General features: G+C 48.2%; 18 protein-coding genes. 14 read left to right on the top strand and 4 right to left on the bottom strand.

Annotated elements, in window-relative coordinates:
- Window positions 1-130 precede the first annotated feature (130 nt).
- On the bottom strand, window positions 131-1303 hold the full coding sequence (locus FHS77_RS03060) for a cystathionine beta-lyase (protein WP_184219856.1): 1173 nt from the start codon (window positions 1301-1303) through the stop codon (window positions 131-133).
- Between the two features lie 45 nt (window positions 1304-1348).
- Here FHS77_RS03060 and FHS77_RS03055 point away from each other — a divergent pair, with 45 nt between their 5' ends.
- The 5 genes from FHS77_RS03055 to FHS77_RS03035 all read left to right on the top strand — a co-directional run bounded on the left by FHS77_RS03055 (window position 1349) and on the right by FHS77_RS03035 (window position 7227).
- On the top strand, window positions 1349-2212 hold the full coding sequence (locus tag FHS77_RS03055; RefSeq protein WP_184219853.1) for a phosphatase PAP2 family protein: 864 nt from the start codon (window positions 1349-1351) through the stop codon (window positions 2210-2212).
- Between the two features lie 356 nt (window positions 2213-2568).
- Window positions 2569-3618: an amino acid ABC transporter substrate-binding protein gene (locus FHS77_RS03050; protein ID WP_184219850.1), complete on the top strand. Its 1050-nt coding sequence runs from the start codon at window positions 2569-2571 to the stop codon at window positions 3616-3618.
- Window positions 3619-4048: 430 nt separating this feature from the next.
- On the top strand, window positions 4049-5242 hold the full coding sequence (locus FHS77_RS03045) for an amino acid ABC transporter permease (protein ID WP_184219847.1): 1194 nt from the start codon (window positions 4049-4051) through the stop codon (window positions 5240-5242).
- Between the two features lie 2 nt (window positions 5243-5244).
- Complete coding sequence (locus tag FHS77_RS03040) at window positions 5245-6402, top strand: amino acid ABC transporter permease (protein WP_184219844.1); 1158 nt, start codon at window positions 5245-5247, stop codon at window positions 6400-6402.
- An 18-nt stretch (window positions 6403-6420) separates the two neighbouring features.
- On the top strand, window positions 6421-7227 hold the full coding sequence (locus FHS77_RS03035) for an amino acid ABC transporter ATP-binding protein (RefSeq protein WP_281383556.1): 807 nt from the start codon (window positions 6421-6423) through the stop codon (window positions 7225-7227).
- A 133-nt stretch (window positions 7228-7360) separates the two neighbouring features.
- On the opposite strand, the gene FHS77_RS03030 is transcribed toward FHS77_RS03035, so the two are convergent.
- The gene (locus FHS77_RS03030; protein WP_184219841.1) at window positions 7361-10351 is read right to left on the bottom strand and encodes an Rne/Rng family ribonuclease; all 2991 of its coding nucleotides are present in this window, start codon (window positions 10349-10351) and stop codon (window positions 7361-7363) included.
- Between the two features lie 763 nt (window positions 10352-11114).
- Between FHS77_RS03030 and FHS77_RS03025 the strand changes: the two genes are divergently transcribed.
- The 6 genes from FHS77_RS03025 to FHS77_RS03000 all read left to right on the top strand — a co-directional run bounded on the left by FHS77_RS03025 (window position 11115) and on the right by FHS77_RS03000 (window position 20044).
- Entirely contained in the window at window positions 11115-12302 is a 1188-nt protein-coding gene (locus FHS77_RS03025; RefSeq protein ID WP_246431218.1) for an N-acetylmuramoyl-L-alanine amidase family protein, read from the top strand.
- A 384-nt stretch (window positions 12303-12686) separates the two neighbouring features.
- The gene (locus tag FHS77_RS03020) at window positions 12687-15152 is read left to right on the top strand and encodes a penicillin-binding protein 1A (RefSeq protein ID WP_184219835.1); all 2466 of its coding nucleotides are present in this window, start codon (window positions 12687-12689) and stop codon (window positions 15150-15152) included.
- Between the two features lie 125 nt (window positions 15153-15277).
- A protein-coding gene (gene prfB, locus FHS77_RS03015; protein WP_184219833.1) for a peptide chain release factor 2 occupies window positions 15278-16406 on the top strand; the annotation gives its coding sequence in 2 pieces (ribosomal slippage) (window positions 15278-15346 and window positions 15348-16406; 1128 coding nt in all).
- Window positions 16407-16511: 105 nt separating this feature from the next.
- Window positions 16512-18797, top strand: a complete 2286-nt coding sequence (secDF, locus tag FHS77_RS03010; RefSeq protein ID WP_184219830.1) for a protein translocase subunit SecDF — start codon at window positions 16512-16514, stop codon at window positions 18795-18797.
- A gap of 1 nt (window position 18798) precedes the next feature.
- On the top strand, window positions 18799-19188 hold the full coding sequence (locus FHS77_RS03005; protein WP_184219827.1) for an Mth938-like domain-containing protein: 390 nt from the start codon (window positions 18799-18801) through the stop codon (window positions 19186-19188).
- Window positions 19189-19204: 16 nt separating this feature from the next.
- Entirely contained in the window at window positions 19205-20044 is an 840-nt protein-coding gene (locus FHS77_RS03000) for a phytoene/squalene synthase family protein (protein WP_184219824.1), read from the top strand.
- An 83-nt stretch (window positions 20045-20127) separates the two neighbouring features.
- On the opposite strand, the gene trmFO is transcribed toward FHS77_RS03000, so the two are convergent.
- Both trmFO and FHS77_RS02990 read right to left on the bottom strand, forming a co-directional pair.
- Window positions 20128-21534 carry a methylenetetrahydrofolate--tRNA-(uracil(54)-C(5))-methyltransferase (FADH(2)-oxidizing) TrmFO gene (gene trmFO, locus FHS77_RS02995; protein WP_184219821.1) on the bottom strand — a complete coding sequence of 469 codons (1407 nt, stop codon included), beginning with the start codon at window positions 21532-21534 and terminating at the stop codon, window positions 20128-20130.
- Window positions 21535-21804: 270 nt separating this feature from the next.
- Window positions 21805-21951 (bottom strand): DUF1127 domain-containing protein, encoded by a 147-nt coding sequence (locus FHS77_RS02990; RefSeq protein WP_184219818.1) that lies wholly within the window; start codon window positions 21949-21951, stop codon window positions 21805-21807.
- A gap of 275 nt (window positions 21952-22226) precedes the next feature.
- Between FHS77_RS02990 and FHS77_RS02985 the strand changes: the two genes are divergently transcribed.
- From FHS77_RS02985 to FHS77_RS02975, 3 genes are all read left to right on the top strand, one after another.
- Window positions 22227-23357 carry a DUF2157 domain-containing protein gene (locus FHS77_RS02985; RefSeq protein ID WP_184220561.1) on the top strand — a complete coding sequence of 377 codons (1131 nt, stop codon included), beginning with the start codon at window positions 22227-22229 and terminating at the stop codon, window positions 23355-23357.
- On the top strand, window positions 23354-23923 hold the full coding sequence (locus FHS77_RS02980; protein WP_184219816.1) for a GDYXXLXY domain-containing protein: 570 nt from the start codon (window positions 23354-23356) through the stop codon (window positions 23921-23923). The genes FHS77_RS02985 and FHS77_RS02980 overlap by 4 nt, the downstream gene beginning before the upstream one ends.
- 427 nt (window positions 23924-24350) lie before the next feature.
- The gene (locus FHS77_RS02975) at window positions 24351-25178 is read left to right on the top strand and encodes a tetratricopeptide repeat protein (RefSeq protein ID WP_184219813.1); all 828 of its coding nucleotides are present in this window, start codon (window positions 24351-24353) and stop codon (window positions 25176-25178) included.
- Window positions 25179-25252 lie beyond the last annotated feature (74 nt).

Here is a 25252-nt window from a genome sequence, read left to right as displayed (position 1 = left end):
GCTTTTAAACGAAAAAATGTCAGTTTTTTCACAAAGTCTGCTTTACAGGGCTTTTTTGCGCTCTCTTCCGCTAAAAAATATGATTTTGGCGGAAGAGGAAACTTAAACAAATGTCAGATTATAAAGGCTTTTATGATTCTAACGCTGCGAATCCACGGTTCAGATCGGTAATTAGATCCTCTGGATTCTCCAGCCCGATTTGCAGGCGGATAATGGCGCCGCCATAATCTTTGCGTGCAACCGTGCGGTCATTAATATTGACGACCACTGCAAGGCTTTCATAGCCACCCCATGAATAGCCAAGACCAAAGATTTGCAGAGCATTGACGAATTTACGTGCTTCTTCATCTGATTTGCCGGCGAGCACTATCGAAAACACACCCGAGGCACCTTTAAAGTCGCGTTGCCACAAAGCGTGGTCGGGGTGGCCTGGAAGGGCTGGGTGTAAAACTTCGCCGATTGCTGAATGATTTTCCAGCCATTCAGCAATAGTGAGGGCGCTCTTCTGATGGTGTTCCAGTCTGATGCCCATAGTGCGCATACCGCGCAGCACCTGATAAGCGTCATCACCTGACACGCAGAGGCCTAAAGTACCGTGAGTCTCGAGCAATTGTGGCCAGCATCGCTTGTTGGCAGAAACAGTACCGAAAAGAATATCAGAGTGACCGGACGGATATTTGGTGGCAGCGTGAATGGAAATATCGACACCATAATCTAATGCACGGAAATAAACCGGCGTTGCCCATGTGTTGTCCATCATAACAATAATGTCACGGGTATGGGCAGTTTTCGCTATTGCCGGAATATCCTGTACCTCAAAAGTGTTGGAAGCTGGTGATTCCGTAAAAACCACTTTTGTATTGGCTTTAAAAAGCTTTTCGATATCTGCACCGGTGTGGGGTGGATAATATTCGACCTCAACACCAAGGCGTTTGAGAATCGTATCGGCAAAATGGCGGGTAGGGTTGTAGATGGAATCAACAAATAGTGCGTGGTCGCCGGGGTTTAAAAAGGCGAGCAAGGGCACGGTAACGGCCGCAAGCCCTGATGGTACACAAACAGTGCCCTCTGAACCTTCTAAAGCATTGATGGCATCGCAAAGAGCGCCGGTCGTTGGGGTGCCTCTGGTGCCGTAGGTATATTTCTGGCTGCCATCAACCATACTCTCAGCATTAGGAAACAAAACCGTTGAGGCACGCACAACAGGAGGATTAACGAAACCATGATATTCGCGCGGATTATAGCCGTCATGCGCAAGGCGCGTATGGATGCCATAATTGTTTTGTTTGTCTTTACTGGTCATGTGAGCAAGCCTCGGATAATTAAAATTTCATGCAACTGACAGCAATTGTGCATAGCTGAGCCCAAAAGAACAGCGGTTCCCTTTATTTTTAGCACTCGCCATCATTATGACGATGTTGGACCCTTGATACAGTTTGGCTGCGCATTGGAATTTAGTTTTTTAAAGGCACTGTTTATGAATGTTAAGACGTCGCAATTTTCACTAAGTCATATATTCAAGAATTTTTTTGCTATTGTGAAGCAACCAAAACCTTTTGGTTGGACTGCGCCGATGACATGGGCTCTATGCGTTTTGCCTTTGCTTTTGTTGCTTGTGCATCCATATGATGCGCAGGTGAGTGCAGTATGGACAGAACATACAACCAAGTTTCAGCAAATACTGGCCTCATCAACCAATATGATTAAGTCAGGCTATTGGCTGGTATTGGCGCTGTTGATTTGGGCAGGTAGTGGATTTTATTTAAAGCAGCAGGCAGGAAAGCCAGTTTCAGCATTGATCATGCGTGCACGCGAGGCTGGGCTTTATCTGTTTTTTGCAATCATCTGCGCCGGCATTCCGGTAACGCTAATCAAGTTTTTGGTAGGGCGTGCACGACCGCATTTGTTGGAACAATTGGGGCCGGAATATTTCTCACCTCTCAGTGCCAGTTATCTTTATTTAAGCTTTCCGTCTGGTCATGCGATGATGGCAGGTATTTTATTCGTATTCTCGTTTAAATATTTACCGCGACTTCGATGGCTGCTGATCCCGCTTTGCTTTCTATTGGCCTTTAGCCGTGTAGTGGTCGCAGCTCATTATCCAACCGATATTCTGGCAGGATTTACGATTGGTGTGGTTGTTAGTCTGTGGTTGTATAATTTTCTCTCCGTGAGAAATATTATTTCTTCGGGGCGAAAAAATAAATATTAGGAGCTGATTTTTTTAAAATTTTAGGGGTGGAAAAGCGTCGTTACATTTGTTTATGTTATGCATCTATCTGAATTTGTGATGAATTTAGTATTTTTACTTCTTGAAGTCAGGTTAGTGAATTTGCACCGATGAATAGTTGGAAAAGCCTTATTAACCTTGAATTTGTGGGGTTCTGTTTCATTTCTTGTAAGAAAGTTTAACACGAAATCTCTTGACCACTGGCGAATTATCGCCTTCCATGAGAAGGTAATAAGATCGACCCGTATCGGTTATAGAGCATCTACCGGCGAATTGATAAAATACGGTACGCTCTGTGGGTTGTTCGTGGGGAAAATAATAAAAAGGTTAAGTACCAAATGAAAAAATATATTCATCAGAGCGTAATGGGAAAAATCATATTAGGGGCTGCTTTGTCGACTGTGCTGATTGGCGGAAGTGCATCCGCCGGCACATTGGATGATGTAAAAGCTAAGGGCTTTTTGCAATGCGGGGTCAATACAGGGCTCACAGGTTTTGCCTCGCCTGATGATAAAGGCGAGTGGACGGGTTTTGATGTTGATTATTGCCGTGCTGTGGCTGCGGCTATTTTTGGCGATACAAGCAAGGTGAAATTCACACCACTTAATGCAAAAGAGCGTTTTACAGCTTTGCAATCGGGGGAAGTGGATGTCCTGATTCGCAATACCACATGGACAATCGGGCGTGATACTTCACTCGGTCTCGATTTTACCGGCGTAAATTATTATGACGGTCAGGGCTTTATGATTAACGCCAAAAAACTGGCGGGTATCAATTCGGCATTGCAACTTTCCGGTGCTTCAGTGTGCGTTCAGGCCGGTACCACCACCGAGCTGAATCTGGCTGATTATTTCCGTTCGAACAAAATGGAATATAATCCGGTCGTGTTTGAAAAAGTGGATGAGGTGAATGCGGCCTATGATGCAGGGCGTTGCGATGCCTATACCACCGACCAATCCGGCCTTTACTCCATTCGCTTGCGTCTCTCCAACCCGGATGATCATATCGTATTGCCGGAAATTATTTCCAAAGAACCATTAGGGCCGACAGTGCGCCAGGGTGATTCTCAATGGGCGGACGTGATACGCTGGGTACATTTTGCGATGCTGGATGCCGAAGAAATGGGCATTAATCAGGGCAATGTTGATGAGATGAAAAACTCTGACAATCCTGAGATTAAACGTATACTCGGCACAGAAGCAGATACTAAAATCGGCACTGATCTTGGTCTCGAAAATGACTGGGTTGTAAAGATCATCAAAGGTGTCGGCAATTATGGCGAAGTGTTTGACCGTAATATCGGTTCAGGCAGCCCGTTGAAAATTGCTCGCGGCATTAACGCCCAGTGGACCAAGGGTGGTTTACAGTATGGTATGCCGATCCGTTAACAAATGGATCTAACGCAGATAAGGCTGACCGTATCGCTAAGCAATGCAAGGATACGGTCACCTTGATGCATAGGGATGATCACAAGGCTCGTGTGTTTTTTAGTGACCTTTTTATAATTTGAAATTTACATTCAAGCACGGGTTTTGCCGGAACATAAAAATAAACTGCCCTTTGGACTGAGTATCATTTTGTATGGATTTCGAATTTTGTCCAAGTGCGAATAATCTGAGTGGCAACTGAACAAGCGGTTGCCATTACAGTTTGATGAAATTTCCGGCAATTGCAGATCATTATCATGTTTTAGGCTAAGTGCTCATAAAAAGAGCATGGCGGCTGGCGCGGAAGCTGCCTGACTTGGTCACGAAGATGGCCGGGATGGGGAGCGCTTCCTTAAAAAAGGAACCTCGCTTAACATCTGTGGGGAAATAAATGACCTCAGGTTCAATGGCGCAACAAAGGATACAGCCTGCACGCGGATCGCTACTGTATGATCCGCATATCAGGGGTATTTTTTATCAGGCATTGGTTTTTATTGCCGTTGTCGGTTTCGTTTACTGGATTGTTGGTAATACGGTTGCCAATTTGCAAAAAGCCAATATCGCTTCAGGCTTTGCGTTTTTAAAAGGGCGTGCAGGCTTCGATGTCAGTCAGACGATGATTGCCTATAATAATGACTCGACCTATGGCCGGGCATTATTGGTGGGATTGGTAAACACGCTCTATGTGGCCTTGCTCGGCATCATTGTTGCGTCGATTGTCGGCTTTTTGGTTGGCGTGGGACGTTTGTCCAATAATTGGCTTATTCGCAAGCTCTGCACTGTTTATGTGGAAGTTTTCCGTAATATTCCGCCTTTGCTGGTGATTTTCTTTTGGTATTTCGGCGTACTTTCTGTGTTGCCACAGGCGCGCGAGAGCTTGGAATTACCGTTTAATACATATCTCAATAATCGTGGTTTTTTCTTTCCCTCGATGGTGTGGGGAGAAGGGGCCGGAATTATTGGCATTACATTTCTTGCTGGCATCGTGGCAGCATTTTTGGTGGGCCGTTGGGCGCGCAAACGCCGTATTCAGAGTGGTCAATCATTTCCAACCCTCTGGGTTAATCTGGCATTAATTATTGGTTTGCCTTTCATACTGTTTTTGGCACTTGGTATGCCTTTGAGTTTTGATTACCCCAAACTTGGTACTTTCAGCCTGAGTGGTGGCGCGCAGATCAAGCCGGAATTTATGTCTCTGTTTCTGGCGCTCTCTTTTTATACGGCTGCTTTTATTGCCGAAACAGTGCGCGCTGGTGTCTTGGGCGTCAGTCGCGGTCAATCAGAGGCAGCAGAGGCTTTAGGGTTACGTTCCCGCCAGACTATGCGGCTGATCGTTATTCCGCAGGCGATGCGCATTATTATTCCGCCGCTATCCAGCCAATATCTGAATTTGACTAAAAACTCGTCACTGGCGATTGCAATCGGCTATCCGGATCTTGTCGCAGTAGGGGGAACTATCCTTAATCAGACAGGGCAGTCCATTGAAGTTGTGGCGATTTGGATGGTGATTTATCTCGGTATCAGCTTGCTGACATCCGGCTTTATGAACTGGTTTAACGCCAAAATGGCTTTGGTGGAGCGCTGATTATGACCAGAGAAAACTTACTTTACGTACGGGATAATTTAGCGCCACGGGAGCACCCGCCCGTTAATAATGCCGGTGCTTTGGCTTGGATTCGCGGTAATCTTTTATCAACTCCACTCAACACAGTGCTCACCATTGTGGCGCTTTTGTTATTATGGTGGTTCGTGCCGCCATTGATGCGTTGGTTGTTTATTGATGCTGTCTGGTCTGGTTCCGATCGTTTTGCATGTTTAACCTCAGCGCAGGGCGGTGAATTGCCAGAAGGCTGGAGCGGAGCTTGCTGGGCTTTTGTTCAATCAAAATATCAGCAATTTCTTTATGGCCGCTATCCGATTGATCAGCGTTGGCGCGTCAATCTGACAGCAGCACTGTTTGCCGTCTTACTTGTGCCGCTGATGATTCCATCGGTGAAACATAAAGTGACTAATGCTCTTGTGTTTTTCATCTTCTTTCCGGTGCTGGCATTTATTTTTCTTGTCGGTGGTTTCTTCGGGCTTTCCTATGTCGAAACCCCATTATGGGGGGGGCTGCTGGTCACATTGGTGTTGTCCTTTGTCGGCATTGCGGTGTCATTGCCTTTGGGGATATTGCTGGCATTGGCGCGGCGCTCCAATTTGCCGGTTATCAAGGCACTTTCAATTATCTTTATCGAAACAGTGCGCGGTGTGCCTCTGGTGACAGTGCTTTTTATGGCAAGTGTGATGTTGCCGCTGTTTTTGCCGCCGGGCGTGAGCTTTGACAAATTGTTGCGTGCACTTATCGGTGTTGCCTTATTTGCTTCCGCCTATATGGCAGAAGTGGTACGCGGTGGTTTGCAAGCAATACCTAAAGGTCAATATGAAGGAGCGGATGCACTGGGCTTAAGCTATTGGCACAAAACTGGCTTTATCATTTTGCCACAGGCATTAAAAATGGTCATTCCAGGTATTGTGAATACCTTCATTGGGCTATTCAAGGACACAAGTCTTGTTTACATTATTGGTATGTTCGACTTGCTTGGGATCGTGAGGCAGAATTTCTCTGATGCAAATTGGGCAACACCACAAACACCGGTGACGGGTTTGGTCTTTGCCGCCTTTGTATTTTGGATTTTCTGTTTTGGCATGTCGCGCTATTCTATTTTTATGGAACGACGTCTCGATACTGGCCACAAACGATAATTGAGGGAATAAACGGTTATGAATGCACAAGCCAATAAAGTGGCAACTGATACTGCAGCCAGTGAGACACCAAAAATGCAGGTTTCAAAAACTGAAGTAGCAATTGAAATCGAGCACATGCACAAATGGTATGGTGATTTTCATGTGTTGCGGGACATCAATCTGAAAGTCATGCGGGGAGAGCGCATTGTTGTTGCAGGTCCTTCAGGCTCAGGTAAATCCACCATGATCCGCTGTATCAACCGACTGGAGGAGCACCAGAAGGGCAAGATCATTGTTGATGGTACAGAGCTTACCAATGATCTGAAAAAGATTGATGAAGTACGCCGCGAAGTCGGCATGGTGTTCCAGCATTTCAATCTTTTCCCGCATTTGACGATTTTGGAAAATTGCACACTGGCTCCGATCTGGGTACGGAAAATGCCTAAGAAGCAAGCAGAAGAAGTGGCGATGCATTATCTGGAGCGGGTGAAAATTCCGGAACAGGCTAATAAATATCCGGGTCAATTGTCTGGCGGTCAGCAGCAACGTGTTGCGATTGCACGTGCCTTATGCATGAACCCACGTGTTATGTTGTTCGATGAACCGACATCGGCGCTTGATCCGGAAATGATCAAGGAAGTGCTGGATACAATGGTTGGCTTGGCGGAAGAAGGCATGACGATGATTTGCGTGACCCATGAAATGGGCTTTGCGCGACAGGTGGCCAATCGTGTGATTTTCATGGATCAGGGGCAGATCGTTGAAGAAAATGCTCCGGCAGAATTCTTTGATAATCCGCAGCATGAACGCACGAAACTGTTCTTAAGTCAGATATTGCATTAATTGATGATTGTATGAACTGTGAAAAACGCGCCGATCTGATCGGCGCGTTTTTTTACGTGCATTGATTGCAGATGTAAAAAAGCCCCCATGCGAAACATGGGGGCTTTTTATTTATGAGATCTCAGAGCTCCGCTTAAAAGAAGCTTTTTTTCTGCCACCAGCCTGAGCGTTTGGCTGCAGGTGCTTCTTCATTATCGCTAGATGTAATCACCGGTTGGGATGATTCCTGTGGTTGATTAACCGGCACAGCAATTGGCTCGACCGTTTCAATGATAGGCTTTTGTTCCGGTTCTGTAGCGCCAGTGGTTGGCACATCCTGCGGAGTTTCAACTGCATCATCAGCCTTTACAGCAGTTTTACGTGTACGCGGCTTACGGGCAGGTTTTTCCGTGGCTTTTGCAGGTGCTTCTGCAGCCGGCTTATCTTTCGTAGTGGTTTTGCGTGCACGCGGCTTGCGAGCCGGCTTTTCTTCTACGACAGTCTCTTCCACGACCGTTTCTGTTACTTCCACTGCAACTTCAACAGTTTCGGTTACATCAGCAACCACTTCAGCAACCACAACTGCTTCTACTTCAGTCGGCGCTTTAGCTTTGCTGGTGCGGCGGCGAGCAGGTTTCTTAGCCTTTTCTTCAGCCTTTTCAGCTGCGGGCGCGACAGTTTCAGCAGGCTTTACAGGTTCATCAGCTTTGACTGTCTCAGCCTTGACGTTTGCTTCTGTGTTGGCAGCTGCCGGCATAGGTGCCGGACCTGGAACGGGTTCTGCCGGCGGCACATTCTTAGCCTTTTCAGCAGCTTCTTTTGCAGCCTGACGTTTGGCGTCAGCAGCTGCGAGCAGTTCCGTCCAGTCGCCAATCAATTCGGCAGCAGGCAAGTGGCTGTAATGACCATCATCGCGGCGGTTTTTGCGTCCGCCACGACGGCCACGGCGGCGTTTTTTGCGCTGATCATCATCAGACTGACCGCTGGAGCCTGCATGATCTGCATAGCCTTCATTCTCATTTTCGGATTGCGCATCTGCGTCATGACTGTCAGAGCCATTATCGCGCTCACCGCGACGGCGACGACGGCGACGGCGACGGCGATCATTATCATTACCGTTGATTTCTTCCTTGTCGGAAGAGACGAGTTCAGCTTCTGCTTCGTTCTCATCGTCTTCAACCGGCAGTTCCGGATCTTCAATGCCGTCATCATAATAGTCTGCCGGTTGCAGGGCAGGCATGGTGATCGGACGGGTGGAAGGTGCGCCTTTATCAATGACCAGATTTTGCACGCCGACCGATTCATCCGCATTGATGTGGATGTTGAGACCGAAACGGGCTTCGAGGTCAGACAAGAGCTGGCGCTTATGGTTCAGCACATAAAGGGCAGTTGCCGCAGGCGTGCGAACCGAAATATCGTAACCGCTATTGCGCATCAGATAATCTTCAACAGCGCGGATCACATGCAGCGCCATGGAAGAGTCGGAGCGGATATGGCCGGTGCCGCCGCAATGCGGGCAAAGCTGCATGGTGCTTTCGAGAACAGACGCACGAATGCGCTGACGCGACATTTCCAGCAGACCAAAATGCGAAATACGGCCTACCTGAATACGTGCCCGGTCATCTTTCAGGCAGTCTTTCATTTTCTTTTCGACGGCGCGGTTATTGCGTTTTTCTTCCATATCAATGAAGTCAACGACAATAAGACCGGCAAGGTCGCGCAGACGCAACTGGCGCGCAACTTCTTCAGCTGCTTCCAGATTTGTCTGGAGAGCAGTGTCTTCAATCGAATGTTCACGGGTAGAACGGCCGGAGTTTACGTCAATCGCGACCAGAGCTTCTGTCTGGTTGATGATGATGTAGCCGCCGGATTTCAGCGTCACCTGCGGTAACAACATGCGATCAAGCTGCGCTTCAATGCCATTGCGGGCAAAGATTGGTGATTGTTCGCGATATGGCTGCACAACGCGGGCATGGCTTGGCATCAGCATCCGCATGAATTCTTTGGCTTCGCGGTAGCCAGCTTCACCGGAGACCAGAATTTCGCTGATATCTTTATTATAAAGATCGCGGATCGAGCGCTTGATCAGGCTGCCTTCCTCATAAACGAGGGCAGGCGCCACGGATTGCAGCGTCAGATTGCGCACATTTTCCCACATGCGCATCAGATATTCATAGTCGCGGCGCACTTCAGCTTTGGTGCGGTTGGCACCGGCTGTACGCAAAATCACGCCCATGCCCTGCGGCACTTCCAGTTCTTTAACGATGTCTTTCAGACGCTTGCGATCCTGAATATTGGTGATCTTGCGTGAAATACCACCGCCACGGGCAGTGTTAGGCATCAAAACGGAATAGCGTCCGGCCAGCGACAGGTAAGTTGTAAGAGCTGCGCCTTTGTTGCCGCGTTCTTCTTTAACAACCTGAACCAGCAAAATCTGGCGGCGCTTGATGACTTCCTGAATATTGTACTGACGGCGATGCACACGGTTATGCGTTGGCAGCTCTTCCATGGCATCTTCGGAGCCAACGGATTCGACTGTATCATTCTCGTCATCATTGCCATTATCATGGATATCGTCATCATCATGATTGCTGGAAATGAAATCATCTGCCGGTTCTGACACGCTGTCCATGTGGATGGCATGCGGAACAGCCGGTGTGCCCGGTACATAATCAACAAATGCAGGGCCGACCGGCTCAGCGGCAGGCACAGCATTTTTAGCCGCGCTATTGTCATAGCGACGGTTGCGGCGGCGATTGCCACGACGGCGATCATTGCGATCAGAACGGGCAGCAGACGCATTGTTTTGCGGCTGTTCGTCGTGATCATCATCGTCACTGTCAGCATTGGCCGCAGCAGCGGCAGCTTCTGCTTCCATCAATGCAATACGGTCAGCTTCCGGGATCTGGTAATAATCAGGATGGATTTCAGAAAATGCCAAAAAGCCATGGCGATTGCCGCCATATTCGACAAAGGCTGCCTGCAATGATGGCTCGACGCGGGTTACACGTGCGAGATAAATATTGCCTTTAAGTTGTTTTTTATGCTCGGATTCAAAATCAAATTCTTCGATCTTGTTGCCCCGCGTAACGATAACGCGTGTTTCCTCCGGGTGAGAGGCATCGATAAGCATCTTGTTTAACATGTTTGTTTTTCCTGCCGACAACGCGGCGCACATCAATGGGGCACAAGAGTACCAGTGCTTTGGTTGCTCGCTTAAGAGTGCGTCTGTCGGATGGTTCGAGGTTCTTCGAAACAGGCAATAAGGCTTCTACGCGTAACTGCCTCACGGCGATCGCGGTTTCCTGCCTGGTAATGATCGGTCTTTGTTGACCCATAACTGTTCCGAACGAAACGACCTAAATAATGACCTGGAAATGCCAGGCCGACCTGTTTGCCCTGTAAAAGAGCTGGCGACCACGTTGAATAAACACGCTGTCGTCCAATTAAAAAGCGGTGTGAACCGCAAAATTCTGTGCGGAGACGGCTTGGCGTTGATAGTCGCCATTTGCGCGGAAAGTCCGAGTTATAACTGCTTTCACCAGTTATTTCAGGACTTTGATTCTGCGGGCAAAACCGAAACCTAACTATGCTTTTATGACCTGTTTTCACTCATGACAAGAAGGAATATTTTTGCAAGGCTTATCGTGTGGCGTGCACCGGCTTGTTATGTGAGGTCAAATAAGCCTTTATACATAAATGATTAACTGTAATTGATTTGGTGCAGGTCAGCTGTGCAACTTATGATCTCTTGGTCGAAATATCGACATAAGCATGATTTAATATTCATCAATAGCATGGTTTTCTTTATTTTTTATGCGTAGAAATCCTTGATTAAAAATGGTTTTTGAAAAGCTAGCGGTTCAGTCTTGTTTCATTATGGTATGATGATGCGTTCTTTTTTTGGAATGATTTTAAGTTTTGGAATTATTTTTTTTCCAACTGTAAAGGCTGCTTGGGCGGCTCCTGTTTCTGCTTTAACATTTCGAATGGCGGGCGATGAGTTGCGCACCCGTGTCGTTGTCATGTTTGACGAGAAACCGGATGTGAAACCAATTTTGTTTGATAAGCCGCATCGTTTGGTGATGGAGCTGAGTGAGACGCGTTTTGGCTTTGACGAGAAGTCATTAACACCACGCGGACTTGTTTCGTCTGTGCGCTATGGGTTGGCAGGAGAGGGACGCTCGCGTTTAATCTTGTCATTGATCGGACCGTTCAAACTTGAAAATATGGATGTCATCAAAAACGAGAACGCGCCCGGCTATCGCATGGTTGTCGACATTATCGCCAGCTCTGACCGGGAATTCGCTGATGATTTAGCTGCGCAAAACAGTAAGGGGAATGCAAGCCCTGCGCAGGCAGCAGAAGATAAAAAAAACCGTGAGCAACAGCAGGCCGCCAAGAAGTTTACCGTTATGCTGGATGCCGGTCATGGAGGGATCGATAGCGGAGCCGAAGGGGTCACCGGCCTGATAGAAAAAGATGTGACGCTGGCATTTGCACGGGATTTGCGCGACCGCTTGAAAGAAGAAAAAGATTTTCAGGTTTTCATGACGCGGGATGAAGATGTGTTCTTACGTCTTGGTGAGCGGGTGCGTCTTGCGCGCCAGCATGAGGCCGATCTTTTTATCTCAATCCATGCTGATAGTGTGCCCCAGCATTATATTCGTGGTGCGACCGTCTATACGATTTCCGACAAAGCCTCTGACTCGGTGGCGCGTGCAATGGCTGAGCGTGAAAATAGATCAGATGAATTTGCCGGGATCGTGCCTGAGGATTTACCTGAGGTGACCGATATTCTGCTTGATTTGACCCGCCGCGAAACACATGGTTTTTCGTTGAAATTTGCCGATAAGGTGGTCAAATCATTAGACGGCGAAATTAGCCTCATTAATAATCCGCATCGCTTTGCAGGTTTTCAGGTGTTGCGTGCGCCGGATGTGCCGTCTGTTTTGGTGGAAATGGGATATTTATCGAATAAAGAAGATGAAAAACTCATTACCGATCCGAAGTGGCGCCAGCTTTTCGCTGAGCGGCTGGTGGTGGCAATCAGGCATTTTGCGACATTGAAAAAAAGGGTGTCACCGGTTCCTTGATTAAATGGGGGGACTGTTTAAATGAGTGTGATGAGGAAAAGTTTGATTTCTTTTTAACCTGCGTCGTTTAAGCTTTAGGTTAAATGCACTGGTTATTCAGTTTTGCAGAATGGCTGGGAAGGCTTTTGCAAATTGCTGCAATTTTGCACATCTGACAGATAAAGTGGTTTGAAGTTCGTAATTTTGAGTTAAAACTTAATAAATGATCTTGCCTTTGACGTAATTGCACTTCACTACCTGCGATCATCTGTCGTGAGCGTGCTGTTGTTACGTTACGGAAAGTTGACGATAGTGCATTGACGCCAATGCATGTGACGCAAATTTAGCTGATTGGTTGTCTTGTTGACAGCTCCTTGGTGGTACGGAAGGTAGGATTCCGGGTTTATGGTACGACTTATCGGATATTTCTTCGGCATTGGTGCCGTTTTCATGCTTATGGTTGCTGGTGCCGTTGCGCTTTTTATCAGCAAAATAAACAAGGAACTGCCCGATTATGAAGTTTTGGAGAAGTATGAGCCTCCTGTGATGACGCGTATTCATGCGTCTGACGGTAGTTTGATGGCTGAATTTTCCCGAGAACGTCGATTGTACCTGCCGATACAGGCTGTTCCTGATCGGGTTAAGGCTGCCTTTATTTCTGCGGAAGATAAAAACTTCTATCATCACAATGGTGTGGATGTCGGTGGTGTTGCCCGTGCAATGGTCAACAATGTTAAAGGTATTGGCAGCGGGCGTCGTCCTGAAGGTGCCTCGACCATTACCCAGCAGGTGGCTAAAAACTTCCTCCTCACCACCGAACAGACCTATGATCGTAAAATCAAAGAGGCGATTTTGGCCATGCGTATTGAGCAGGCCTATTCAAAAGATCGTATTCTTGAACTTTACCTCAATGAAATTTTCTTCGGTATGGGCGCTTACGGTATCGCAGGCGCTGCTCTGACTTATTATGATAAAGCTGTCGGTGAGCTGACTGTTTCCGAAATGGCTTATTTGGCTGCTTTGCCGAAAGGTCCTTCCAACTACCATCCGTTCCGTCAGCCGGAACGTGCAGTTGAGCGTCGCAATTATGTGATCGACCGTATGGCCGAGAACCAGTATATCACCATGGAAGAGGCGGAAGCTGCCAAAGCTGAACCTTTGCATGTCAATATTCGCCAGACATCAAAATATCTTTTTGCATCCGAATATTTTACCGAAGAAGTGCGCCGTCAGATCATTGCCAAATATGGTGACAAGGCCCTTTACGAAAGCGGTTTATCAGTCCGCACCACTTTGGATCCGGCCATGCAGGTGATGGCACGCAACTCTTTGCAGTCAGCATTGTTGCGTTATGATGAAGCTCGGGGCTATCGTGGAGCTTATAAGCATATTGAACTCGGCTCTGACTGGGGCGTGCCGCTTGGTGAAATCTCAGCTTTCTCTGATGTGCCGGAATGGCAATTGTCGGTCGTACTTAATGTTTCTGCCGCTGGGGCAGACATTGGTTTGCAGCCCTCGCGTGAAGCTTCGGGTGCGCGCTCAAAAGAACGCAAACAAGGTTTTATCGCTGCCGAAGATATGAAATGGGCAATGCGCGTCATGGTTGTTAACGGCAAGCGCACCAGTGCCAAGTCACCGGAGGCTGTGCTTAAAGTTGGCGATGTGGTTTATGTGTCGCCTAAAAAAGGTAGTGATACTGCGTTTCGCCTGCAGCAACCGCCGAAAGTTGAAGGCGCTATGGTAGCGATGGATCCGCATACTGGTCGTGTACTGGCAATGAGCGGTGGTTTCTCTTTCTCTGAATCCGAATTTAACCGCGCAACACAGGCCTATCGCCAACCGGGTTCATCCTTTAAGCCATTCGTTTATGCCGCAGCACTTGATTATGGTTATACACCTGCTTCTGTGGTTCTTGATGGCCCGCTGGAAGTTGATCAGGGTGGTTCGCTTGGTGTTTGGGCACCTAAAAACTATTCCGGTAAATTCTCCGGCCCTTCAACTTTGCGCTATGGGATCGAACAGTCGCGTAACGTGATGACTGTTCGTCTGGCGCAGGATATGGGCATGAATGTCGTTGCCGAATATGCCGAACGCTTTGGTATCTATGACAAGATGATGCCTGTATTATCCATGTCATTGGGTGCGGGTGAAACTACGGTTCTGCGCATGGTTACCGGTTACTCGGTAATGGCCAATGGCGGCCGTAGTATTGAACCGTCAATGATCGACCGTATTCAGGATCGCTACGGCAAAACCATATTCAAACATGACAGCAGAAAATGCGAGAGCTGCAATGCTGACAGTTGGTCTAATCAGGAAGAGCCTGAGCTGATTGATGATCGCGATCAGGTGCTGGATCCGATGACCGCTTACCAGATCACTTCGATGATGGAAGGTGTTGTGGCTCGTGGTACTGCGAGAGTTCTGCAAGATCTGAAGCGTCCGGTTGCTGGTAAAACCGGTACAACCAACGATGAAAAAGATGCTTGGTTTGTAGGTTTTACCCCTGATCTCGTCGTCGGTGTTTATATTGGTTATGATAATCCGACCCCGCTTGGTCGTGGTAGTACCGGTGGTGCCCTGGCAGTTCCTGTGTTTAAAAACTTTATGGAACAGGCACTGGTCGGTAAACCGAAATCTGAGTTCCGTGTGCCGGAAGGCATGATGATGATCCCGATCAATCGCCGCACAGGTATGCGTATAGCGGCTGGTTCCGGTGACGCATTCATGGAAGCCTTCAAGCCCGGAACGGGACCTGCCGATTCTTATTCGGTTATTGGTATGGATGATTTCCAGGAGGGGTCACCGGTTGCGCCAGCTTCGCCACAGGCGACGCGTGCGCTTTCGTCCGGCTCAGGCGGATTGTATTAACGTCGTAAATTCTTTACAGATTTTGATGAGGTGACTATGTTGCCTCATCATTTGTTTGTTGAGTGAAGCATAAAAGCAGAAATCTGCTTTTGAAATTTGAGAATAGATTAAGGAATATAAAGCGAATGCGCGCTGAAATTGAGAGCTTGGTCGACGAAATCAAGCAGGCCATAAGCCTGCTGAGGAGGCATCTTTGACTGGGATCAGTCTATTAAACGGCTGGGTTATTTAAACCAGCGCGCAGAAGATCCGACCCTTTGGAATGATGCGCAGGAAGCGCAAAAGCTGATGCGTGAGCGCCAGCAGCTTGATGACAGCATCAATGGCATTAAGTATCTGACACAAACATTGGAAGACAGTATTGAGCTGATTGCAATGGGTGAGGAAGAGGGCGACAAGTCGATCATTGCGGATGCGGAAGAGGCGATCCGTGCTTTGAAAACCGATATCGCTAAACGCCAGATCGACATGCTTTTGTCTGGTGAAGCAGATCCGAACGACACTTATGTGGAAGTTCATGCCGGTGCCGGCGGTACGGAAAGTCAGGATTGGGCTTCGATGTTGCTGCGCATGTATACGCGCTGGGCAGAAAAGAGCGGTCGTAAAGTTGAATTGCTTGAAATTCACGATGGTGAAGAAGCAGGTATCAAATCAGCAACCCTGCTGATTAAGGGGCATAATTCTTACGGGATGATGAAAACCGAATCCGGTGTGCATCGTCTGGTTCGCATTTCGCCTTATGATTCCAATGCGCGTCGTCACACATCTTTTTCCAGCATCTGGGTTTATCCGGTAATCGACGATAATATTGAAGTGGACGTCACTGAAGCTGATGTTCGCATCGATACTTATCGCGCTTCGGGTGCCGGTGGTCAGCACGTGAACACGACCGACTCTGCTGTTCGTATTACCCATATCAAAACCGGTATTGTGGTTCAGTGTCAGTCAGAACGTTCGCAGCATAAAAACCGTGCTACCGCATGGTCGATGTTGCGCGCTCGCCTCTATGAAGAAGAGCTGAAAAAACGTGAAGAAGCCACCAACGCTATGACAGCTTCCAAAACCGATATTGGCTGGGGACATCAGATTCGCTCTTATGTTTTGCAGCCTTATCAGTTGGTCAAGGATTTGCGTACCGGTGTGGAAAGCACAAACCCGCAAGAAGTGCTTGATGGTGCAGTGACACCATTTATGGAAGCATCACTTGCGCATCGCATCAGCGGCAGTGACGTCGTGGTCGAAGATATCGACTAATCACTGAGCTTGGCTGAGCCGGTTTTTAAGTGTTGCAGGGCGGGATTGCATAGTGCTGTTTCGCCCTGCATCATATGTATCTGACAAATATGGATTCGCAGTTTCATGCTCTATTTTTCGCGCTGGAAAGCCGCTCTGATCTGGTTGGTTGTGTTCGCTGGCGTTATCTTCGCCTTACCCAATCTTTTCTCGCGTGATACATTAGATGAATTGCCGAATTTCCTGCCCAAAAAGCAGGTGGCACTCGATCTTGACTTGTCGGGTGGATCAAGACTGATTGTCCAATCCTCGAAAAGTTCAGATAAGGTTGTCGATAAGACGGTTGAGATTTTAAGCAATCGTTTGAAAGAGATGGGTTACACAGACTCACTCGTTGAAAAAGAGCGCAGTAAAGGGCAAATCCTTGTCGAAGTGCGCGGTATTTACGATATCGAGCTGCTGAAGGATATTCTGAGCGCGAGTGGCGCTGTATCTTTTCACGAAGTTGACGCGTCCATGTCGCCGGATGAGGCCATTCGCGGCACACCCCCGGAAGGCGATATCGTTGTTTATTCTTATGATGATCCTCCGGTTGGCTACTTGCTTGTAAAGAAACCGGCGCTGACAGGTGAGGACATTGTGGATGCTCAGGCAGGCTATGCCGCCGATGGCACCACACCGGTGATTACAATTACACTCAGCCCTGAAGGCCGTCAGGCGATGGCTGAGCTTACCGAAAAAAGCATTGGCCGTGCATTTACTGTTGTTGTGGATCATCAGGTTATTTCTGCGCCTTTTGTGCAGACAAGAATTGATACAGACGAATTGCAGCTGACCGGCTCTTTTGACTATGACGTGGCAAGCAATCTGGCTGTTGTATTGCGCTCCGGTGCATTGCCGGCAAGCGTCAGTGTGCTGGAAGAGCGCACAATTACCTCAGCACTGGGTGCAGATTATGCCAGTGCTGCCGCAGTGGCTGCCATAATGGCTGCCGTTCTGGTCGGCCTTTTTATGATTTTATCTTATGGCACTTTGGGCGTATTGGCGATGATTGCGGTTGCGGTCAATATCATTCTGCTGATTGCTATTTTGTCTGTTTTGGGTGCTTCTGTAAGCATGGCCAGTGTTGCCGGTCTGGTCCTGACTATCGGTATGGCAGTGGATGCCAATGTTCTGATTTATGAGCGTGTTCGTGAGGATCGCAGACATGGCTATTCAGTCGTTCAGGCGATGGAATCAGGTTTTTACCGAGCACTTTCAACCATTGTTGACGCCAACCTCACCACTTTGATTGCAGCCGTGGTGCTGTTCATTCTGGGTAGCGGTGCGGTCTACGGTTTTGCAGTAACTGTTACGATTGGTATCGCCACTACATTATTCACGACGCTGACCTTCACCCGCCTGCTGATTTCGCAATGGATCCGCATAGTGAAGCCGAAGGAAGTGCCAAAGCGCCGCTTGAAGCTGGTGCCGACTGTGACGCGCATTCCTTTCATGCGCTTGCAGTTCCTCACCCTTGGTGTTTCGGTTTTGGCTTGTGCTATCGTGCTGGCGCTTTTCGTCAATATCGGTTTCAATTATGGCGTGGACTTCCGCGGCGGTGCAATGGTTGAATTGCAGGCGCGGGAAGGTGATGCAGATCTCGTTGATATCAGTGAGCGTCTTGCTGAACTCAACATTGAGAGCGCGCGTGTGATGCCAACCGAAACTGCCAATTCAGCGCTCGTGCTGATTGGCAGTCAGGAAGTAGGTGACGAAGCTGATCAGACTATTGCCGTTAAATTGCGTGATGAATTTGGCAAGGAATATATGTTCCAGCGCGTTGAGGTGGTGGGGCCGACAGTTTCTGAGCAATTGAGTAATGCCGGACTTCTGGCTGTAACCCTGTCTTTGCTTGGCATTTTTATTTATGTCTGGTTGCGCTTCCGCTGGCAGCTTGCTTTTGGTGCAGTGATTGCCACTTTGCATGATGTCATCATTCTGGCAGGCATGTTTGTTGTCTTTGGCATGGAGTTTAACCTCTGGAGTGTCGCGGCAATTTTGACCATCATCGGCTATTCGCTCAATGATACGATCGTCATTTATGACCGTATCCGCGAAAACTTGCGCCGTTATCAGAGTGCACCTTTGCCAGCGATCATTGATGCGTCGATCAACCAGACATTGTCACGCACCATTTTAACCTCTTTTGTGACCTTCCTTGCCCATGTGCCGCTATATGTGTTCGGCGGTGAGGATATTCGTAACTTTGCACTGGCGCTCAGTGTTGGTATTATTGTGGCAAGTTATTCGTCTATCTTCATTGCTGGCCCGTTGTTGGTGCAGTTTGGCTTGAAGCCGCGCAGCCCGCGACAGGAAGGTGATGATGATATGAGTGACGAGCTGGCTCAGTCACTGAATTTGGAGAGCTGATATGTCTTCCGGCATTCAGATGCGTGAGGCGCATTTTCCTGGACGCGCGCCCATTGATGCTTATGGCAATGGCGGTTTTCGTTTTGCAGAGATGTCGCATAAAGGTTCCATCATGTGTCTGCCAAGCGGTGTGCATGGCTGGGAGCCAAAAGCGGCACCTTTGCTTGCTGTCGATGATTTAAAACTCATTCTTGAGCAGGCTAATGACATTGAAATTTTGCTGGTTGGCACAGGTATGGATTTACGCCGCATTCCCGCGGAGGTGCGTGAGTTGCTGCGTGCCAGTGGTATTTCGTCCGATCCGATGAGTACGGGGGCGGCAGTGCGCACGTATAATGTGCTTTTGGCGGAAGATCGCGCCGTTGCCGCAGCACTTATCGCTGTCGAATAATATGCAAGCGGATAAAATGCAGGATAATGAACTTTATTGCCTGAACCTGTTGGCTCAAGCGGATAAAGACCGCTACCTTTCATTGCTTTACGCACAGGAAGCAAAGCGTGGTGCTTTGGCCGCGCTCTATGCGTTTAATGTAGAAATTGCCCGTATTCGTGATGTTGCTAAAGATGCATTGCCGGGTGAGGTGCGGCTGCAATGGTGGCGCGATCTCATCAATGGTGAAGGCCATGGCGAGACAGAAAGCCATCCGGTGGCTGCCAGTTTGATGGCAACCATCCGGCAATATTCGCTTCCGCTACAAGTTTTTGATGCTTATTGCGAAGCACGGATTTTCGATCTTTATAATGATCCGATGCCAGCGCGTCATGATCTGGAAGGCTATTGCGGTGAAACAGCATCCGTTCTGATACAAATGGCGGCGATTATTCTTGATACGGACAGAGCGCCGCAATTTAGCGAGGCCTCTGGTCATGCGGGTGTAGCGCAAAGCATTGCAGGCCTGTTACGATTGATGCCACTGCACCGTGCACGCGGTCAAATTTATATGCCGGCAGATATTATGCAGGCGGTGGGGCTTGATGCAGGCACCTATCTGGGGTCTGGCCATGAGGCTGAGAAGACCAATCTGGTGCGCGCCATGATTGCTTTGGCAGATGAGCATTTTGCAGCCTATAAAAAAGCTGCGCGTGGGCTGCCTGCCAGTTTGAAGCCTGCATTTTTGCCGGTCAGTCTGGTGCCGTCCTATTTGCGTAGCTTGAGCCGTAATGCGGATAAAGCGACAATAGAAATCAACGATATTTCCCCGCTTCTCCGTCAATGGACATTGATGAAAGCCGGATTATTTGGTTGAGTAGATTTTATTTCATAGGGCAATAAAAAACGGGCAAGACTATCAGCAGTCTTGCCCGTTTCATTTGTGCGATGGGAAAACGCTTAAAGCGCTGATTTCTCCAGCCAGTTTTTCCAATCTTCCAATGCACGAGCGCTCATGGCGCGTTTTTTGGCAATGGTTTTCTCTTTGCCGCGCAGGCGCTTACCTTCGGTTTTCACCACTTCAACAGGCGGGAAAAGGCCGAAATTGACATTCATCGGCTGGAAAGAGCGCTTGCCCGGTTCTTCATCGCTGACAAGATGGCCGCCGGTAATGTGGCCAAGCAAAGCACCAAAACCGGTGGTGAGTGGCGGAATTTGCAACTCTTTGCCCAATACTTCAGCAGCAGTAAAGCGTCCGGCAAGCAGGCCGATGGCAGATGATTCCACATAGCCTTCACAACCAGTGATCTGACCGGCAAAGCGCAATTGAGGGCGTGATTTCATCCGCAATTTATCATCAAGCAGCACTGGTGAGTTGAGATAGGTGTTGCGGTGCAAGCCACCAAGACGGGCAAATTCAGCGTTCTCTAAGCCGGGGATCATGCGCAGAATGGCGGTCTGATCGCCGTAGCGCAGCTTGGTCTGGAAGCCAACCATGTTGTAAAGTGTGCCAAGCGCATTATCTTGGCGCAATTGCACGACTGCGTAAGGCTTAACGGTCGGGTTATGCGCATTGGTAAGTCCCATTGGCTTCATCGGGCCATGACGCAATGTTTCTGACCCGCGCTCTGCCATGATTTCAATCGGCAGGCAGCCATCAAAATAAGGTGTGCCTTCCCATTCTTTGAAATCAGTCTTTTCGCCGCCAATCAGGGCTGCGATAAAGGCTTCATACTGCTCTTTGTCCATCGGGCAGTTGATATAATCTTTGCCGGTGCCGCCAGGGCCAACCTTATCATAGCGGGACTGGAACCAGCAGACATCCATATTGATGCTGTCAAAGTGGATGATGGGTGCAATCGCATCAAAAAAGGCCAGTGCATTCGTGTCTGTTTCTGCGGCAATGGCATCAGCCAGAGATGCGGCAGTCAGCGGGCCGGTTGCAATAATGGTTGTGCCCCATTCTTGTGGTGGCAGGCCGGACACTTCACCGCGCTCGATGGTGATGAGCGGATGGTTTTCAAGCTTTTGCGTGACGGCTTGTGAAAAGCCGTCCCGGTCAACTGCCAATGCGCCACCAGCTGGCACCTGATTGGCATCGGCGCAAGCCATGACAAGTGAATTCGCCATGCGCATTTCGGCATGAAGCACGCCGACTGCATTGGTTTCCGCATCATCTGAACGGAAGGAGTTGGAGCAAACGAGCTCTGCCAGATGATCGGTTTTATGGGCATCGGTGCCGCGCACAGGGCGCATTTCATGCAAGATCACCGGAACGCCGGCCTCAGCCAGCTGCCACGCGGCTTCCGAGCCTGCAAGCCCGCCGCCGATAATGTGAATTGGGGAGTGAGAAACTGTGTTTGACATGAGCGCGTTCTTACTCTCTTTCAAAGAAATCAGCAATCACCGGTGATCTGGTTTGGCTCTTGGCTGTGATAATTTTTTTGAAAAGCAAAAAGTTACTGTGTAACGCAGACGAACTTAAAACGAATAATGCCCGCCACATGAAAATGTGACGGGCATTATTTCTGTCAGGCTAGCGTGGGAGGAGGGTCGCTAACCCGAAACTGCTATAATAGGGAGGAGGATATATAGCAGTGAATTATTGTAAATACGCAAGTATTTACTTAAGTATTATTAACGTTTGTTAGCCTGGCGGGCGACAAATGGAATGTCTGAACGAGAAATTCCAAGGTCATTGAGTTCACGGTTGCTTAAAATGCTAAGTTCTGTAACTGTCGAACGGTAACGGCGCCAGTTATTGAATGAGCGCATAATGTTCATTTCTTCTGTCTCCGATTGAATTACTGTAGATCATTGTTTGATCGATGAGTTATATATAGGCCATATATTTTAAATTGGGAGAGACAGGTTTGCATAGCTGCCCTGCAAGCTATGCATCTCGGAAATCATCATTCGGACACAACTATGCATTAGGTAAAAGGTTCGGGCATATTTTGCATGGGCGGCTTTAACGGTCTTGCTGTAAATTATGATCGACTTCGCTGTAGCCGCAAATTATAACGCATGAATATATGCATCAGCGAAAGGGTCTGCCTTTGTCTTTTTCTATGTCGGTTGAAAAGCTTATTTCCAGCTGGAAAGAGCAAGGGCTAATCGATAATGACACGGCCGGAAAATTACTCAGTGATTTAAATAGTCGTCGCTCAGGCATTGGTCTGGGAACTGTGCTGGCAACCATCGGCGGTCTGTTGTTGGGTGCAGCGGTTATTTTGCTGGTGGCAGCCAATTGGCAGGATATTCCACGCATTGTGCGCGTCTTGTCTGTTTTTGCAATTATCTGGCTTTGTTATATAGGCGGTGTATGGCGTCGCCTTGCCGGTGATGCGATTTTCTCAAAAGCTCTCTTTATTGTCGGTGCTGCCTCCTTTGGTGCGGGCATCGCCATGGTCGGGCAAATGTATCACATGTCCGGCGATGAGCTTTCAGCGATACTTTTCTGGGTGGCTGGTGTTTTTATTGCAGCTTTTTTGCTGCGCGAACCGGTGCTCAGCGCTTTTGCGATGTTCCTGACGGGATTTTATATATTTTCAGCGGTTCAGCATGATTTCGACATGCTGGTCTATGATAAAGGCGCCTATATCGTACCTGCATTACTGGTGACCGGTGCTGTTGCTGCTTATTTTACCCATTCGCGTATCAGTGGCCATTTAGTGGGTATAGTGACGCTTGGCTGGGTGGGGCTGCTCTATGCCGAGTTAGAGTGGCAGTCGATATTGTGGCTGCTTTTGGCGGGCGGCAGTGCCTTGATGCTCGCAGATGGTTTTGGTCATGTTTTCCTGCAGCGCCTGACCCGCTTTGCCCGTCCGCTGGCGGCTTATGGTTTTCTCGGGGTTTTGGGAGCCGTATTGGCTTTCCAGTATCAAGATATGCGTTTGAACAGTTTTGATGAGAAGCATATTGTCTTTTATGGCATCGTTATTTTTGCTCTTTGCATTGGCTCGCTTGTTTTGTGCGGGCGCAATAATGGTGGTTTGCGCTGGCTGGTATATTTGGTTTTTTCCGGACAGGTTCTTTATCTCGCCTTTGAAACCATAGGTACAATGATCGGTACATCAGGCTTCTTCCTGAGTTCAGGCGTTCTTGTATTGTTGCTGGCGGTTTTCGTGCGCCGCATGGAAAGGCGTTTATCGGGGCATGATCGGTTAGAAACAGAGGTGCTGCCATGAAGATGAACGCAAAATATCTTTACGGCGCCGCCATACTTACCGCCTTACTGCAAACCGGTGTCTTATTCGCCGGTATTGAAAAACGGGCACAGATTTTACGCAACGGGCAAGATATTGTCGTTCAGACAAGTCGTGTTGATCCGCGTGATCTGATGCGCGGGGACTATGTAATTCTTGGTTATGATTTTTCACAGATAGCGCTGAGCGATGTGCAGGGCGCGGTTGAGAATTACGAAGGTGATATTTATGTGGCTGTTAAAAAAGGTACAGACGGGTTTTGGCATATGAGCCGCGCCTCGGTGAGTGCTTTTACGGATCTCGCCAGTGATGAAGTGCAGATCAGAGGTGAAACCATGTATCCGATCTGGCTGCAATCTGGTGGGAATGTGCGCTTACGATTCGGTATTGAGCGTTATTATGTGCCGGAAGGTGAAGGTTTAGCGCTTGAAGGGGAGATAACCGAAGATAATATCACCGCTACGATTGCTGTTTCCAAAGCCGGTGTTGCGCAAATTAAGGCCCTGCAAAATAAGGGTGTAAAAGTCTATCAGGAACCTCTTTATTAAGAGGTTCCTATAAGTAAATGATATTATTTATATATTTTGAGTTTTCGTTCGTTTTTATAAGTTGAAATTTGTCCAATTTACAAAATATGAGATTGGGTTTTGTTAAACATAATTTCTTGAATGATTGATGTGGCGATTCCGCAACAGTTTTTTTCTATAAACTATATTAAGTTCAGATAAGGGCTATTTGCCCCTATGCCGCCACAAAGCGGGATAAAGGTTTAATTAATGCGCATGATAACCGACTTATTCACGTTCAGCGCAGAGTTTAAGTCTAGGGTTTAAATCTGGACGGTAAAGTTAAGTGACATCAAGATGCCTTATTTTGCCATCCGAAAGTCGTAGTGTCGCCGATAAGTCATATTATAGTTTTGACTGATACGAACCTTACGTCTTTGACCAACGGGATTAAGAGAAATTGACTGCAATGTCTTTGAAAAATTTTGCATTCCCAAGAAAGGGCCATTTCTGCGGCTCTGTATTGGGCTTGGCTTTATTGAGTATTGCAGCGAGCACTCAGGCTGGCTTTGCCTTTGATGTGCAGGACAAGCCTAAATCCAATAATCCTTTTGAAGTTTTCTTTTCTGCTTATAAAAGTGGTCATAAAGACGAAGCTGTTAAAGCGCTCCGTTATGCGGCTGAGCAAGGGCATCCGGGTGCAAACTGGAAGCTGGCGCGTATGTATGCTGACGGAGACGGTGTGCCTGAAGATGATTTTGCGGCCTACCAGATTTTTGAAAAAATTGTGCGTGATGGCGTTGACCCCGGCTCACAGAATGAATCCTATGTGGCAGATGCTCTGACTGCACTGGCCGGTTATGTACGTCGCGGCATTCCTGATACACCTGTGCGTTCCAACTTACCTATGGCGCGTGATCTTTATGTGCAGGCTGCGTCCAGCTTTGGTGATCCTGCTGCTCAATATGAGTTGGGCAAAATGCTGCTGAATGGTGAGGGCGGTGAACGCAATCCGGTTCAGGCAGCGCGCTGGTTCCAGTTGTCGGCGCAAAAAGGCCATGCCAATGCGCAGGCTATGTTTGGCAATATGCTGTTTCAGGCCGGAAAGACCGTGCAGGGCTTAGCGATGCTGACTGTGGCATTTGAGCATTGCGCTGTGCAGGATAAAGCATGGATCCGCGAAATGCAGGAACAGGCTTTCTCTATTGCAGGTGAGGCTGATCGCCGTAATGCGATTGCACTGGCTGGACGCTGGGGACAGGGCACTAATATTCGGCTGATGGCTGAAAGCAACTGAGCGCACTTCTAAGCGCATGTTTTTTTAAAGCGCTCACTATGGAGCGCTTATAATCAACTTACCTTGTTTCTTAA

Origin of the sequence: Paenochrobactrum gallinarii, from assembly GCF_014205685.1 — a bacterium.
Lineage (GTDB): Bacteria > Pseudomonadota > Alphaproteobacteria > Rhizobiales > Rhizobiaceae > Paenochrobactrum > Paenochrobactrum gallinarii.
The sequence above is the reverse complement of the archived record's forward strand: the minus strand, read 5'-3'. Positions and strand labels throughout refer to the sequence as shown.

Coding starts and splice junctions, on each gene's coding strand:
- FHS77_RS03060 (WP_184219856.1), bottom strand. CDS start 1,303: ATGACCAGTAAAGACAAACAAAACAATTATGGCATCCATACGCGCCTT.
- FHS77_RS03050 (WP_184219850.1), top strand. CDS start 2,569: ATGAAAAAATATATTCATCAGAGCGTAATGGGAAAAATCATATTAGGG.
- FHS77_RS03045 (WP_184219847.1), top strand. CDS start 4,049: ATGACCTCAGGTTCAATGGCGCAACAAAGGATACAGCCTGCACGCGGA.
- FHS77_RS03040 (WP_184219844.1), top strand. CDS start 5,245: ATGACCAGAGAAAACTTACTTTACGTACGGGATAATTTAGCGCCACGG.
- FHS77_RS03035 (WP_281383556.1), top strand. CDS start 6,421: ATGAATGCACAAGCCAATAAAGTGGCAACTGATACTGCAGCCAGTGAG.
- FHS77_RS03030 (WP_184219841.1), bottom strand. CDS start 10,351: ATGTTAAACAAGATGCTTATCGATGCCTCTCACCCGGAGGAAACACGC.
- FHS77_RS03025 (WP_246431218.1), top strand. CDS start 11,115: ATGATTTTAAGTTTTGGAATTATTTTTTTTCCAACTGTAAAGGCTGCT.
- FHS77_RS03020 (WP_184219835.1), top strand. CDS start 12,687: ATGGTACGACTTATCGGATATTTCTTCGGCATTGGTGCCGTTTTCATG.
- secDF (WP_184219830.1), top strand. CDS start 16,512: ATGCTCTATTTTTCGCGCTGGAAAGCCGCTCTGATCTGGTTGGTTGTG.
- FHS77_RS03005 (WP_184219827.1), top strand. CDS start 18,799: ATGTCTTCCGGCATTCAGATGCGTGAGGCGCATTTTCCTGGACGCGCG.
- FHS77_RS03000 (WP_184219824.1), top strand. CDS start 19,205: ATGCAGGATAATGAACTTTATTGCCTGAACCTGTTGGCTCAAGCGGAT.
- trmFO (WP_184219821.1), bottom strand. CDS start 21,534: ATGTCAAACACAGTTTCTCACTCCCCAATTCACATTATCGGCGGCGGG.
- FHS77_RS02990 (WP_184219818.1), bottom strand. CDS start 21,951: ATGAACATTATGCGCTCATTCAATAACTGGCGCCGTTACCGTTCGACA.
- FHS77_RS02980 (WP_184219816.1), top strand. CDS start 23,354: ATGAAGATGAACGCAAAATATCTTTACGGCGCCGCCATACTTACCGCC.
- FHS77_RS02975 (WP_184219813.1), top strand. CDS start 24,351: ATGTCTTTGAAAAATTTTGCATTCCCAAGAAAGGGCCATTTCTGCGGC.